Annotated in this window: 12 protein-coding genes and 1 tRNA gene; 9 read left to right on the top strand and 4 right to left on the bottom strand. The window is 71.2% G+C overall.

Annotated features, from left to right (window positions below):
* Nucleotides 1–14 precede the first annotated feature (14 nt).
* Nucleotides 15–788, bottom strand: a complete 774-nt coding sequence (gene cobF, locus I2W78_RS03375; RefSeq protein WP_196456790.1) for a precorrin-6A synthase (deacetylating) — start codon at nt 786–788, stop codon at nt 15–17.
* A 794-nt stretch (nt 789–1,582) separates the two neighbouring features.
* Nucleotides 1,583–2,098, bottom strand: coding sequence for a DUF309 domain-containing protein (locus I2W78_RS03370; protein WP_196456788.1), 516 nt, complete (start codon nt 2,096–2,098; stop codon nt 1,583–1,585).
* A gap of 99 nt (nt 2,099–2,197) precedes the next feature.
* Here I2W78_RS03370 and I2W78_RS03365 point away from each other — a divergent pair.
* From I2W78_RS03365 to I2W78_RS03355, 3 genes are all read left to right on the top strand, one after another.
* A tRNA-Pro gene (locus I2W78_RS03365) sits at nt 2,198–2,271 on the top strand.
* Nucleotides 2,272–2,345: 74 nt separating this feature from the next.
* Nucleotides 2,346–3,050: an NUDIX domain-containing protein gene (locus I2W78_RS03360; protein WP_196456786.1), complete on the top strand. Its 705-nt coding sequence runs from the start codon at nt 2,346–2,348 to the stop codon at nt 3,048–3,050.
* A gap of 85 nt (nt 3,051–3,135) precedes the next feature.
* The gene (locus I2W78_RS03355; RefSeq protein WP_196456784.1) at nt 3,136–4,122 is read left to right on the top strand and encodes an aldo/keto reductase; all 987 of its coding nucleotides are present in this window, start codon (nt 3,136–3,138) and stop codon (nt 4,120–4,122) included.
* A 2-nt stretch (nt 4,123–4,124) separates the two neighbouring features.
* On the opposite strand, the gene I2W78_RS03350 is transcribed toward I2W78_RS03355, so the two are convergent.
* Complete coding sequence (locus I2W78_RS03350; protein WP_196456782.1) at nt 4,125–4,886, bottom strand: GntR family transcriptional regulator; 762 nt, start codon at nt 4,884–4,886, stop codon at nt 4,125–4,127.
* A gap of 157 nt (nt 4,887–5,043) precedes the next feature.
* Here I2W78_RS03350 and I2W78_RS03345 point away from each other — a divergent pair, with 157 nt between their 5' ends.
* From I2W78_RS03345 to I2W78_RS03330, 4 genes are read left to right on the top strand one after another with little or no spacing between them, the layout of a single operon-like run.
* The gene (locus I2W78_RS03345; protein WP_196456780.1) at nt 5,044–6,048 is read left to right on the top strand and encodes a sugar ABC transporter substrate-binding protein; all 1,005 of its coding nucleotides are present in this window, start codon (nt 5,044–5,046) and stop codon (nt 6,046–6,048) included.
* The gene (locus I2W78_RS03340) at nt 6,048–7,124 is read left to right on the top strand and encodes an ABC transporter permease (RefSeq protein WP_196456779.1); all 1,077 of its coding nucleotides are present in this window, start codon (nt 6,048–6,050) and stop codon (nt 7,122–7,124) included. Before I2W78_RS03345 ends, I2W78_RS03340 begins: the two co-directional genes overlap by 1 nt.
* 4 nt (nt 7,125–7,128) lie before the next feature.
* Nucleotides 7,129–8,025, top strand: coding sequence for an ATP-binding cassette domain-containing protein (locus I2W78_RS03335; protein WP_196456778.1), 897 nt, complete (start codon nt 7,129–7,131; stop codon nt 8,023–8,025).
* 1 nt (nt 8,026) lies between these two features.
* Nucleotides 8,027–8,935 (top strand): sugar phosphate isomerase/epimerase family protein, encoded by a 909-nt coding sequence (locus tag I2W78_RS03330; protein WP_196456777.1) that lies wholly within the window; start codon nt 8,027–8,029, stop codon nt 8,933–8,935.
* A gap of 25 nt (nt 8,936–8,960) precedes the next feature.
* Here I2W78_RS03330 and I2W78_RS03325 read toward each other — a convergent pair whose 3' ends face one another.
* Complete coding sequence (locus I2W78_RS03325) at nt 8,961–9,911, bottom strand: DUF3068 domain-containing protein (RefSeq protein WP_196456776.1); 951 nt, start codon at nt 9,909–9,911, stop codon at nt 8,961–8,963.
* Between the two features lie 619 nt (nt 9,912–10,530).
* On the opposite strand from I2W78_RS03325, the gene I2W78_RS41330 reads away from it, so the two are divergent.
* Both I2W78_RS41330 and I2W78_RS03315 read left to right on the top strand, forming a co-directional pair.
* Nucleotides 10,531–11,052: a GNAT family N-acetyltransferase gene (locus tag I2W78_RS41330; protein ID WP_196456775.1), complete on the top strand. Its 522-nt coding sequence runs from the start codon at nt 10,531–10,533 to the stop codon at nt 11,050–11,052.
* A 192-nt stretch (nt 11,053–11,244) separates the two neighbouring features.
* A complete protein-coding gene (locus I2W78_RS03315) occupies nt 11,245–12,627 on the top strand; it encodes a glutamate decarboxylase (RefSeq protein ID WP_196456773.1) in 1,383 nt (460 codons plus the stop codon).

The raw sequence follows: 12,627 nt of genomic DNA, 5'->3' as shown, positions 1-12,627 counted from the left end.
GATGCCGCCGGGCCCTACCGCTCCTTCGGGCTTCGGCGCAGCAGATACGTGTCCATGATCCAGCCCTTGCGCTCCCGCGCCTCGGCCCGCAGCCGCTCGATACGCGGCGCCGCCTCGGAGATCGGGCCCGAGGCGAGGATCTCGTCCGGCGTGCCTATGTAGGCGCCCCAGTAGATGTCGATGTCCTGGTCGGCGTACTGCCGGAAGGTCTGGTGGGCGTCGAGCATCACGACCACGTCGTCCACGCCCTCGGGGAAGCCCTCGGCGAGCCGCCGGCCCGTGGTGATCTGTACCGGTCGGGCGACCCGGTTCAGTCCCGTGCGATGCCGGGCGACCAGGGCGGAGACGCTGCTGATGCCCGGCACGACGTCGTACTCGAAGTCCACCGTGCCGCGCCCGCGGACCTCCTCCAGGATGCCGAGCGTGCTGTCGTACAGCGCGGGGTCGCCCCACACCAGGAACGCGCCGCTCTCGTCCTCGCCCAACTCCTCGGTGACCAGCCGCTCGTAGATGTCGGCACGGGCGCTGCGCCAGTCCCCGACGGCCGGTGAGTACGCCGCGCCGCCCGCGCCGCGGTCCCGCTCCGGGTCGCGCGCCTCGACCAGGCGGTACGTCCCCTCCGGTATGTGCGCGTCGAGCATGTCCTTGCGCAGCCGGGTGAGGTCGGACTTCACCTCGCCCTTGTCGAGCAGGAAGAACACGTCCGTGCTCCGCAGCGCCCGGACCGCCTGGAGGGTCAGCTGCTCGGGGTCGCCCGCGCCAATACCGATGACATGAATCTTTCGCACACCCAGAGTCTGCCGCACCCCACTGACAGCGACCCCACCGCCTCACGCGCGGCGCCCCGGAGCCGAGGCCCGACGGCTCACGCCGCCCGCAGGCCAGGGACTCGTGATCCCGCCGCTCACGCCCGCCGCAGTCGGGTCCCCCGGGTTTCCGTCGTTCGGGCTCGCGCAGTCGGGTCCCCCGGGTTTCCGTCGTTCGGGCTCGCGCAGTCGGGTCCCCCGGGTTTCCGTCGTTCGGGCTCGCGCAGTCGGGTCCCCCGGGTTTCCGTCGTTCGGGCTCGCGCAGTCGGGTCCCCCGGGTTTCCGTCGTTCGGGCTCGCGCAGTCGGGTCCCCCGGGTTTCCGTCGTTCGGGCTCGCGCAGTCGGGTCCCCCGGGTTTCCGTCGTTCGGGCTCGCGCAGTCGGGTCCCCCGGGTTTCCGTCGTTCGGGCTCGCGCAGTCGGGTCCCCCGGGTTTCCGTCGTTCGGGCTCGCGCAGTCGGGTCCCCCGGGTTTCCGTCGTTCGGGCTCGCGCAGTCGGGTCCCCCGGGTTTCCGTCGTTCGGGCTCGCGCAGTCGGGTCCCCCGGGTTTCCGTCGTTCGGGCTCGCGCAGTCGGGTCCCCCGGGTTTCCGTCGTTCGGGCTCGCGCAGTCGGGTCCCCCGGGTTTCCGTCGTTCGGGCTCGCGCAGTCGGGTCCCCCGGGTTTCCGCCGTTCACGCCCCCGCAGCCAGGCCCCGAGTCCCCGCCGCTCCCCCCGGCCGAGCCACCCGGGACCCAGCCGCTCACGCCCCCCGCAGCCAGCCCCCCGGCATCACACCGCTCACGCCCCCCGCAGCCCAGGCGCCCGTGCCCCCGCATCCACGGTCGCCCCGCCCTCCACGTCCCCCGCCAGGCCCCGTGCCCACTCCGCCAGACCCGGCAGATCCAGGTCGTACGGTCGTTTCCGGTCCGTTCGGGTCGCCCACTCCTCGATCGCGCCCGCCCCGCGGCGCAGCAGCCGGGCGCCGCCCGTCGCGTTTCCCCGGGCCGCGTGCGTGAGCCCCACGGCCAGCTGGGCGAGGCCGCGCCACAGGGTGCGTTCGTCGTCGGGGCCCGACTTCCAGGCGTCCTCGAAGACCTCGTGGGCGTGGAACGGTTTGCCCGCGGCGAGGAGGGCCTGCGCCTCGGTGACCGTCTCCTCCGGTGTCCGGACGACCCCCTCCGGCTGCCGGGGCACGCCCTGCGCGTCGTACGGCAGGGGGCGCCCCAGCCCGTCGCGCGGTCGTGCGCTGCGGGCGCGGCCCTCGCTGTCGCGGTCCCGCGCGTCGGCCTGCTGTCCTTCCGATGTGCTGCCCATGCCCCGATTGTCCCGCCCACGGTCCCGCTTCGGCGCGTCCGGGGGTGTGGGGTAAAGTGCTGTCCGCGCGATCACGCGGTTCTCCGCGGTGGGGCGCATCGGGACGTGGCGCAGCTTGGTAGCGCACTTGACTGGGGGTCAAGGGGTCGCAGGTTCAAATCCTGTCGTCCCGACGGTTCGGCGAGGGGCCATCTGTTCGATGGCCCCTTTTCCGTTGGTCCGCGGGGCCGGATGGTACAAGCGGGGCATGACCAACGAGTTCAACCCCGCCGGAACCAACCAGTTCAACCCCGCCGGAATCGACACCCCGGACCGCCGTGGCCGTACCGGGCTCGACCGGGCCGGCCGGGATCTGACCGGCAACCCGCGCGTGAAGGTGCGGGACGTGAAGCTGCTGTCCAGCCACTGGTACGTGGAGCGGACGACCACCTTCGACTTCCAGCACGCGGACGGCACCTGGAGCACCCAGGAGCGCGAGACGCACGACCGGGGCAACGGCGCCACCGTGCTGCTGTACGACATCACACGCGAGACCGTGCTGCTCACCCGCCAGTTCCGCTTCCCGGTGTACGTCAACGGGCACCCCGACGGAATGCTGATCGAGACGCCCGGCGGGCTGCTCGACGACGATGACGAGCACCCGGAGGAGGCCGTACGGCGTGAGGTGATCGAGGAGACCGGGCACACCATCGACGCCGTCCAGCATGTCTTCGACGTCTACATGAGCCCGGGCTCGGTCACCGAACTCATCAGCTTCTACGCCGCCGCCTACGGACCGTCGACCCGCACGCACGAGGGCGGCGGGCTCGGCGAGGAGGGTGAGGACATCGAGATCCTCGAACTGCCCTTCCGCAGGGCCCTGGAGATGATCCGCACCGGCGAGATCGCCGACGCCAAGACCATCATGCTGCTGCAGTGGGCCGCGCTCGAAGGCCCGTTCGCCAAGCGGTAGCGGGTACTGCCTTGACTTGAAGTGCGCTTCAGGCTGAAGACTCCCGTTCGCGCCCGACAACCGGGTGCGAACGGGAGGGACCACCATGAAGTACCGCACCATCGGCACCGATCCGCACAACCGCCGCGAGGTCAGCGCGCTCGCCCTGGGGGCCATGCTCTTCGGCTCGTACACGGACGAGCGGACGTCCTTCGCCGTCCTCGACCGCTATGTCGAGGCAGGCGGCAACTTCATCGACACCTCGGACAACTACGCCTACTGGGTCGACGGCGGCCAGGGCGGCCACAGCGAGGAACTGCTCGGCCGGTGGCGGCGCAGCCGCGGCATCGGCGACGAGGTCGTCATCGCCACCAAGGTCGGCGCCCGCCCCCTCGCCCCCGGCACCGGCTTCATCGACAACCCGGAGGGCCTGTCGGCGAAGGTGATCCGCGAGTCCGCCGAGCGCAGCCGCGAGCGGCTCGGCATGGAGAAGCTGGACCTGCTGTACGCGCACATCGAGGACCCCACCGTCCCCCTCCAGGAAACCGTCGAGGGGTTCGCCGCCCTGATCGCGGAGGGCACGGTCGGACTGCTCGGCGTCAGCAACCACGCGATGTGGCGGGTGGAGCGGGCTCGCGCCCTCGCCGCCGCGGCCGGACTGCCCGGCTACGAGGTGCTCCAGTACCAGCACAGCCATCTGCGCCCCCGGTACGACGTCCCCAGCGACCTCTTCCCCGACGGCAGCCTCGGCCACGCGGGCGCCGAACTCCTCGGCTATCTGCGGGCCGAGCCGGCGCTGACGTTGGTCGCCTACTCACCGCTGCTGGCCGGGGCGTACGTACGCGAGGACAAGCCGCTGCCGTCCGACTACGAGCACCCCGGTACGCCCGCCCGGCTGGCCGTGCTGCGCGAGGTGGCGCGGGAGACCGGGGCCACCGTCAACCAGGTGGTGCTGGCCTGGCAGATGGGTGGACAGCTGCCGGTGATTCCGCTGGCGGGGGCCTCTTCGGTGGCGCAACTGGAGGAGAATCTGGCCGCCGTGGAGCTGGAGTTGACGGCGGATCAGCGGGCCCGGCTGGACGCGGCGCACTGACGTCAGGGACGTACCAGGAGCTGGAAGTCGAAGGCGTACCGGGACGCGCGGTAGATGTGCGTCCCGTACTCGACGGCCCGACCGGTGTCGTCGTAGGCGGTGCGCTGCATGGTGAGGAGTGCGGAGCCCTCCTGCTCGGCCAAGCGGGCGGCCTCCTCGGCGGTGGCGCAGCGGGCGCCGATGGTCTGGCGGGCGCTGTGCAGGGTGATGCCGGCGGAGCGCAGCATGCGGTACAGGCCGGTGACCTGGAGCCGGCCGGTGTCCAGGGGGAGCAGGCCCGCCGGCAGGTAGTTGCACAGGAACGCCACCGGGTGGCCGTGGGTGAAGCGGAGCCGTTCCAGGACGGTGACCTCGCCGCCCTCGGGGACGCCGAGGGCGGCCGCGACGTCCGCGGCCGCGGGGACGGTCTCGTTGCGGAGCACCTGCGTCGTGGGCTGCTGCCCGGCCGCCTCCAGGTCGTCGTAGAGGCTGCTGAGCTCCAGCGGGCGCTTGACCTGGCTGTGCACGACCTGGGTGCCCACGCCCCGGCGGCGGACCAGCAGGCCCTTGTCGACCAGCGACTGGATGGCCTGGCGGACCGTGGGGCGGGACAGGCCGAGGCGGACGGACAGGTCGACCTCGTTGCCCAGTTGGTTGCCCGGCGTGAGGACCCCGCCCTCGATGGCCGCCTCCAACTGCTGGGCAAGCTGGTGGTAGAGCGGTACGGGGCTGGTGCGGTCGAGTGCGAAGCGCACGGCGGCGAGCCCGGAGACAGTACTGGTCATGGCGTCCCTCCCGGCCCACACCGTAGCAGTTTGTTCTTACATTAGGACCTGCTTGTGAAATGATGTCTTAACAAAGTATTGACAGTGGGCGCGACAGGGGATTTGATCCCGTCCCAACGACAGCCTTTCCCCCAGCGCACAGTGAGGTGCAGGAAAGATGTACCGCTCTCGCAGAATCACTACCGCCCTGGCCGTGGCAGCGGCGGCGGCCCTGGTCCTCGCCGGCTGCTCCAGCGGCTCCGGCGGCAAGAAGGCCGAGGAGGGAGCGGACGGTGCCTCGGCGGGCAAGGCCACCACGCCCCGGATGACGGTCGCTCTGGTCACCCACCAGGCGCCGGGTGACACCTTCTGGGACATCGTGCGCAAGGGTGCCGAGGCCGCCGCCGCCAAGGACAACATCAAGCTTGTCTACTCGGCCGACCCCAACGCCGGCAACCAGGCCAACCTGGTGCAGAACGCCATCGACCAGAAGGTCGACGGCATCGCGGTCACGCTCGCCAAGCCGGACGCCCTCAGGGCCGTCCTCGGCAAGGCCGAGCAGGCGGGCATACCCGTCGTCGGCCTGAACTCCGGCGTGAGCGACTGGAAGCAGCTCGGCCTGCTGGAGTTCTTCGGGCAGGACGAGAACGTGGCCGGAGAGGCACTCGGCAAGCGGCTCAACGAGGAGGGCGCGAAGAAGGCCGTCTGCGTGATCCAGGAGCAGGGCAACATCGGCCTCACCCAGCGCTGCGACGGGGTGAAGAAGACGTTCGAGGGCACCACGGAGACCCTGAACGTCAACGGCACCGACATGCCGTCCGTGAAGGCGACGATCACCGCCAAGCTGAAGCAGGACAGCGCCATCGACCACGTCGTCACCCTCGGCGCCCCCTTCGCGCTGACCGCGGTGCAGTCGGTGTCCGAGGCGGGCAGCAAGGCCAAGATCGCCACCTTCGACCTCAACAAGGACCTGACCGGCGCCATCCAGCGCGGCGACATCCAGTTCGCCGTCGACCAGCAGCCCTATCTGCAGGGGTACCTGGCCGTCGACGGGCTGTGGCTCTACGAGAACAACGGCAACTACAGCGGCGGCGGTGAGCAGCCCGTGCTGACCGGTCCGGCGTTCGTCGACCGGTCCAACGTCGAGCGGATCGCCGAGTTCGCCACGAAGGGCACCCGGTGATGAGCATGACCGACCAGGCTGCGCCGGCGGTGACCACACCGCCGGGCCCCGGCGCCAAGCAGACCGACGGACGTACCCGGGAGCGGCCTCTGGCGCTGAGGCTGCTGGCCCGTCCCGAGGTCGGTGTCTTCCTCGGTGCGGTCGCCGTACTCGTCTTCTTCCTGATCGCCGCGCCCTCCCTCCGCCAGGGCGGCTCGATGGCCACGGTCCTCTACCAGGCGTCCACCATCGGGATCATGGCCCTGCCGGTGGCCCTGTTGATGATCGGCGGCGAGTTCGACCTGTCGGCCGGTGTCGCGGTGATCACCTCGGCGCTGACCGCGGCCATGCTCAGCTACCAGCTGACTTTGAACGTCTGGATGGGCGTGATCGTCGCGCTCGTGGTGTCGCTCGGCGTCGGTGCGTTCAACGGCTGGATGCTGGTCAAGACGGGATTGCCCAGCTTCCTGGTCACCCTCGGCACCTTCCTGATCCTCCAGGGCGTCAACCTCGCCGTCACCAAGCTGGTCACCGGCAACGTCGCCACGGACGACATCAGCAACATGGATGGCTTCGACCAGGCCAGGGCGCTGTTCGCCTCGTCCTTCGACGTCGGCGGCGTCCAGGTGAAGATCACCGTGGTGTGGTGGCTGGTCTTCGCGGCCCTGGCCACGTGGGTGCTGCTGCGCACCAAGTACGGCAACTGGATCTTCGCCGTCGGCGGCAACAAGGAGAGCGCCCGCGCGGTCGGTGTCCCGGTGACCTTCACCAAGATCACCCTGTTCATGCTGGTCGGCTTCGGCGCCTGGTTCGTCGGCATGCACCAGCTGTTCTCCTTCAACACCGTGCAGTCCGGCGAGGGTGTCGGCCAGGAGCTGATCTACATCGCCGCGGCGGTGATCGGCGGCTGCCTGCTCACCGGCGGTCACGGCTCCGCCATCGGCCCGGTCTTCGGCGCCTTCATGTTCGGCATGGTGCAGCAGGGCATCGTCTACGCCGGCTGGAACCCCGACTGGTTCAAGGCCTTCCTCGGCGTGATGCTGCTCGGTGCCGTCCTGATCAATCTGTGGGTGCAGCGCACCGCGACCCGGAGGTGAACCCATGACCACCCCCCACGGAGCCGTGCTCCCCGACAGCGCCCCCGGCCCGGACGGGCCCCTCGTCGAACTCCGGGGCGCCGGCAAGTCCTACGGCAACATCCGCGCCCTGCACGGCGTCGACCTGAAGGTCTTCCCCAGCCAGGTCACGTGTGTCCTCGGTGACAACGGCGCGGGCAAGTCCACCCTCATCAAGATCATCTCGGGGCTGCACCAGCACACCGAGGGCGAGTTCCTCGTCGACGGCGCGCCGGTGCGGTTCTCCACCCCGCGCGAGGCGCTCGACAAGGGAATCGCGACGGTCTACCAGGACCTCGCGGTGGTCCCGCTGATGCCGGTGTGGCGGAACTTCTTCCTCGGCTCGGAGATGACCAAGGGCCCCTGGCCCCTGCGCCGTCTCGACATCGAGCGGATGAAGAAGACCGCCGACGAGGAACTGCGCAACATGGGCATCGTCCTCGACGACCTGGAGCAGCCCATCGGCACGCTCTCGGGCGGTCAGCGCCAGTGCGTGGCGATCGCCCGCGCCGTCTACTTCGGCGCCCGCGTGCTGATCCTGGACGAGCCGACCGCCGCCCTCGGCGTCAAGCAGTCCGGTGTCGTGCTGAAGTACATCGCCGCCGCCCGCGACCGTGGCCTCGGCGTCATCTTCATCACGCACAATCCGCACCACGCCTACATGGTCGGCGACCACTTCAGCGTCCTGCGCCTCGGCACCATGGAGCTGAACGCCTCCCGTGACGAGGTCAGCCTCGAAGAGCTCACCAACCACATGGCCGGCGGCGCCGAACTCGCCGCCCTCAAGCACGAGTTGTCGCAAGTCCGCGGAGTCGACGTGGAGGAGCTCCCCGAAGAGGCGGACCTCACCGCACCCGTGGCGCCCTCGGAAGGGAAGTCCTGACATGGCCGACACCCCCGCCCTCGACCGCATCCGCGTCGGCTCGGCCCCGGACTCGTGGGGCGTCTGGTTCCCCGACGACCCCCAGCAGGTCCCCTGGGAACGCTTCCTCGACGAGGTCGCCGACGCCGGCTACTCCTGGATCGAGCTGGGCCCCTACGGCTACCTGCCGACCGACCCCGCCCGGCTCACCGACGAGGTGGACAGGCGCGGCCTGAAGGTGTCCGCCGGTACCGTCTTCACCGGCCTGCACCGCGGCCCGTCCGTGTGGGAGTCCACCTGGGAGCACGTCAGCCAGGTCGCCGCCCTCACCCAGGCCATGGGGGCGAAGCACCTGGTGGTCATCCCGTCGTTCTGGCGCGACGACAAGACCGCCGAGATCCTGGAGCCGCCGGAGCTGACGGCCGGGCAGTGGGCGTACCTGACCAAGGGCATGGAACGCCTCGGGCACGAGGTCAAGGAGACGTACGGCCTCGACATCGTCGTGCATCCGCACGCCGACACCCACATCGACACCGAGGACCACGTCGAGCGTTTCCTCGACTCCACCGACTCCGAGCTGGTCAACCTCTGCCTGGACACCGGGCACTACGCCTACTGCGGCGGCGACAGCGTCAAGCTGATCGAGACGTACGGCGAGCGCATCGGCTATCTGCACCTCAAGCAGGTCGACCCGGAGATCCTCGCGGATGTCGTCGCGAACGAGGTGCCGTTCGGGCCGGCCGTGCAGCGCGGCGTGATGTGCGAACCGCCGTCCGGTGTGCCGGAGTTGGGTCCGGTCCTGACGGCGGCTCAGGGGCTGGGCGTGGAGCTGTTCGCGATCGTCGAGCAGGACATGTACCCCTGTGAGCCGGACAGGCCGCTGCCGATCGCGGTCCGCACCCGCAAGTTCCTGCGGTCCTGCGGAGCCTGACGGGTCGGCCGGTCGAGGGCGGGGGTCACTCCTCGGCCGCGGGCCGCCTCCGCCCTCGTACCACCAGCACCCCGCCCACGACGGCGAGCACGAAGCCCGCGGCGGCCGCGGCGATCGGCACCGTCCGGCCGACCGCGCGCAGCTGTGCGCTGTCCGCCTTCGCCTTGTCGACCGCGAACTTCTGCGTGGCCGGCGTGTGGCTGAGTCTCTTGACGTCCAGGAGCACCACGGCGTCCTTCTCGGCGCCGGGCGCGCGCAGGGTCTGGCGGGGGCCCGTCTGGGCGTACAGGACACGGCCCGTGGCCTGGTCGACGACCAGCTTGATGCCGTGGTTGGAGTACCACTCCTCGGCGAACACCTGGGAGGCCTCGGGCCGTCCGACGAGGGCGCCCGGCACCTGACGGGTGCCGATCTTCGAGGGCGGGACCGTGCCCGTGAAGACGTACCCCTGGTAGCCGCGGATCTTCTCGGTGCCCCGGTAGGCGAGGGTGACCGTCGAGCCGAGTTGGCTGTCCCACCAGCGGTAGGGGCGTTTCTGCACGTCGAACGGGAACTTCAGGTAGGCCTCGCCCTCGTGGTACGGCTGCTCCTGGCAGCAGTGCGCGGGCCGGTTGCTCCTGCGGTCGGTGACCCAGCGGGCGGTCGAGAAGTCCAGCGCGTCGTGCGGGTCGGCGGCGGGCAGCGACTTCTCGGTGTCGACCGTGGTGACCACGTCCCACACCGCCCGGTCGCGGTCGCTGTCGGCGACGTCGCCGCGCACCCGCTGGGTGACGGTGACGGTCCGGTCGTGGACGGTCTCGGTCTCTGCGACGTCGAAATAACTGCCCGTGCCCTTGTAGACGGCGGTCACGTCGATGTCGACCGGGTTCACGGCCGCGCGCGGTTTCACGTACCACGCGAGCATCGGCGCGAGCACGAGCAGGAAGACACCCAGGCCCAGCAGGACCAGGGAGAAGGGTGAGGCGCTACGGCGCATCCGGCACTCCAGGGCTTGGCTGCTCCGGGACGGTAGGCCCTGGCGACACGCCGCGTCTACGCACCTGCGTGACAAACCAGTTGCGGGCACCGCTCATCGGCACACCACAATGGCGCACACCCCGCGCCGACCCCGGAGGTCCCGTGATCTTCCGCCCCCTGTCCGAGCCCGACCTCCCCCGCGTCCTCGCGCTGCTGCCCGCCGGTCAGGTCGGCGTGTGGGCCCCGGCGGACGCCTACCGGGAGGGGCTCGCCAAGCGCGAGTACCGGCCGGAGTGGACGTGGGTCGCGGAGGAGGCCGGTGCGCTGCACGCCGTGGCGCTGTGGTGGGGCAACCCCGGTGACGAGCGGCCCGGAGCGCTCAATTCCCTGAACGCCGTCTCGTCCGGCGCGCGCACGGACCTGGCCGCCGTCTCGTCCGGCGCGCGCACGGACCTGGCCGCCGTCTCGTCCGCCGCGCGCACGGACCTGGCCGCCGGTCTGCTCGCCGCGGCCCACGCCGCCTTCGGGGGACACCTCCGGAGTTCCACATACTGCTGCCCGCCGACTGGCGGGAGCGGCCGGACGCCGTCGCCGACCTCGGCTGGCGGCAGGAGGCGGCCCGGCGTGCCGGGCTCACCGTGGCGGTCGAACGGCTGCGCTACGAGTGGACCCGCGACAGCGGCGTGCCCGCCCCGCCCCGCCGGCTGCGCTTCCGCCCCGAGGCCGACGACGAGGTCTTCGTCGACCTGTTCCGACGTGTCCTCGACGGCACGCTCGACGCCGCGTCCCGCGCGGAGGCCGAGACGATCGGCGCTCAGGCGCAGGCCCGGGCCGACGTCGCGTTCTACCGGGACTCGATGCCCGGCGAGCGCTCCTGGTGGCGGGTGGCCGAGGACGCCGGCGGTCGAACGGTCGGCTTCGCGCTGCCCTCCCGCAACACCGGCTCGCACGTCGTCGGCTACCTCGGTGTCCTGCCCGAGCAGCGGGGCCACGGCTACGTCGACGACCTGCTCGCCGAGATCACCCGCATCCTCGCGCAGGAGGCGGGCGCGGAGGTCGTCCGCGCGGACACCGACCTGACGAACCGGCCGATGGCCGCCGCTTTCGACCGCCTCGGCTATCGGAACTTCGCCCGGCGGTTGGTGCTGTCGGCGCCGTGAGGCGCTGCTCGCGGCCCGGTGCCGTCATCCGGGTGCCGTCATCCGGGTGCCTTCGACGGGCGCCGGAGCGTGCCGTGTGCGAGATTGCCGTCTGAGGAGGCCGGGTGCGAGTCACTGTCCCTCACGTGTGCTGCTCGGGTGCCCGCCCCGGCCTCCCCGCCCTGACGTCCCACGCCCGGGGGGTTCGACCCGATGGCCCTGCACCAGACCAGCCGCCCGGCGCCGGGCCCCGTCGACGACGTCTACGCCCTGCCCATCAGCGGGCGGGCGCTGCCGAAGCACCGGATGCCCGAGGGCGTGTCCGACGCCCGCGCGGTCCGGGCGCTGATCCACGACGAGCTGAGCCTGGACGGCAACGCCTCGCAGAACCTGGCGACCTTCTGCACCACCTGGGCGGAGCCCGAGGTGCACGAGCTGATGGACGAGTGCCTCGGCAAGAACATGGTCGACAAGGACGAGTACCCGCAGACCGCCGCGATCGAGAGCCGCTGCGTCCATATGCTCGCCGACCTGTGGAACTCCCCGGACGGCGCCACCACCCTCGGCTGCTCCACCACCGGCTCCAGCGAGGCCTGCATGCTCGGCGGGCTCGCCCTGAAGTGGCGCTGGCGCGAACGCCGCCGCGCCGAGGGCAGACCCGCCGACCGGCCCAACCTGGTCGTCGGACCGGTCCAGGTGTGCTGGGAGAAGTTCGCCCGCTACTTCGACGTGGAGCTGCGCCAGGTCCCGCTGGAGAAGGACGCGCTGGGACTGCGCCCGCACCAACTGCGCCAGTACGTCGACGAGAACACCATCGGCGTGGTGGCGATCCTCGGCGTCACCTACACCTGCGTCTACGAGCCCGTCGCCGAGATCGCCGCCGAACTCGACCGCGTCCAGGCGGACACCGGCCTCGACATCCCCGTGCACGTCGACGCGGCCAGTGGCGGCTTCGTCGCCCCGTTTCTCCAACCCGACCTGGTGTGGGACTTCCGGCTGCCCCGCGTCGCCTCCATCAACGTCTCGGGCCACAAGTACGGCATGGCCCCACTCGGCGTCGGCTGGGTGGTCTGGCGCTCACCCGACCTGCTCCCCGAGGACCTGGTCTTCCGCGTCTCCTACCTCGGCGGCGACATGGCCACCTTCGCGCTGAACTTCTCCCGCCCCGGCGGCGAGGTCGTCGCCCAGTACTACAACCTCCTGCGCCTCGGCCGCGAGGGCTACGCGAAGGTGCACGGCGCCTGCGCGTCCACCGCCGCGATGCTCGCCGAGCAGGTCGCCGCCATGGGCCCCTTCACCGTCCTCTACGACGGCCAGGACGCCCTGCCGGCCGTGACGTGGACGCTGACCGAGCCCGACACGAGCCCCTTCTCGCTGTACGACGTCACCGACCAGCTGCGCCGGCGCGGCTGGCAGGTCCCGGCGTATCCGCTCGCCCTGGGCCGCGAGGACACCGTCGTGCAGCGCGTCCTGGTCCGGCACGGCACCGCCTACGACAAGATCGCGCTCCTCGCGGGCGACCTGCGCGCCGCCGTCGGCCACCTCACCGAGGCGCCGACGGCGGGCGTGGCGCAGCGGCCGGCGTTCCACCACTGA

The organism is Streptomyces spinoverrucosus (assembly GCF_015712165.1).
In the GTDB taxonomy this organism is placed as follows: Bacteria; Actinomycetota; Actinomycetes; order Streptomycetales; family Streptomycetaceae; genus Streptomyces; species Streptomyces spinoverrucosus_A.
Note: the sequence above shows the minus strand (reverse complement) of the source record. Positions and strands in the feature narration are given on the sequence as shown.

Coding starts and splice junctions, on each gene's coding strand:
- I2W78_RS03370 (WP_196456788.1), bottom strand. CDS start 2,098: ATGGGCAGCACATCGGAAGGACAGCAGGCCGACGCGCGGGACCGCGAC.
- I2W78_RS03360 (WP_196456786.1), top strand. CDS start 2,346: ATGACCAACGAGTTCAACCCCGCCGGAACCAACCAGTTCAACCCCGCC.
- I2W78_RS03355 (WP_196456784.1), top strand. CDS start 3,136: ATGAAGTACCGCACCATCGGCACCGATCCGCACAACCGCCGCGAGGTC.
- I2W78_RS03350 (WP_196456782.1), bottom strand. CDS start 4,886: ATGACCAGTACTGTCTCCGGGCTCGCCGCCGTGCGCTTCGCACTCGAC.
- I2W78_RS03345 (WP_196456780.1), top strand. CDS start 5,044: ATGTACCGCTCTCGCAGAATCACTACCGCCCTGGCCGTGGCAGCGGCG.
- I2W78_RS03340 (WP_196456779.1), top strand. CDS start 6,048: ATGAGCATGACCGACCAGGCTGCGCCGGCGGTGACCACACCGCCGGGC.
- I2W78_RS03335 (WP_196456778.1), top strand. CDS start 7,129: ATGACCACCCCCCACGGAGCCGTGCTCCCCGACAGCGCCCCCGGCCCG.
- I2W78_RS03330 (WP_196456777.1), top strand. CDS start 8,027: ATGGCCGACACCCCCGCCCTCGACCGCATCCGCGTCGGCTCGGCCCCG.
- I2W78_RS03325 (WP_196456776.1), bottom strand. CDS start 9,911: ATGCGCCGTAGCGCCTCACCCTTCTCCCTGGTCCTGCTGGGCCTGGGT.
- I2W78_RS03315 (WP_196456773.1), top strand. CDS start 11,245: ATGGCCCTGCACCAGACCAGCCGCCCGGCGCCGGGCCCCGTCGACGAC.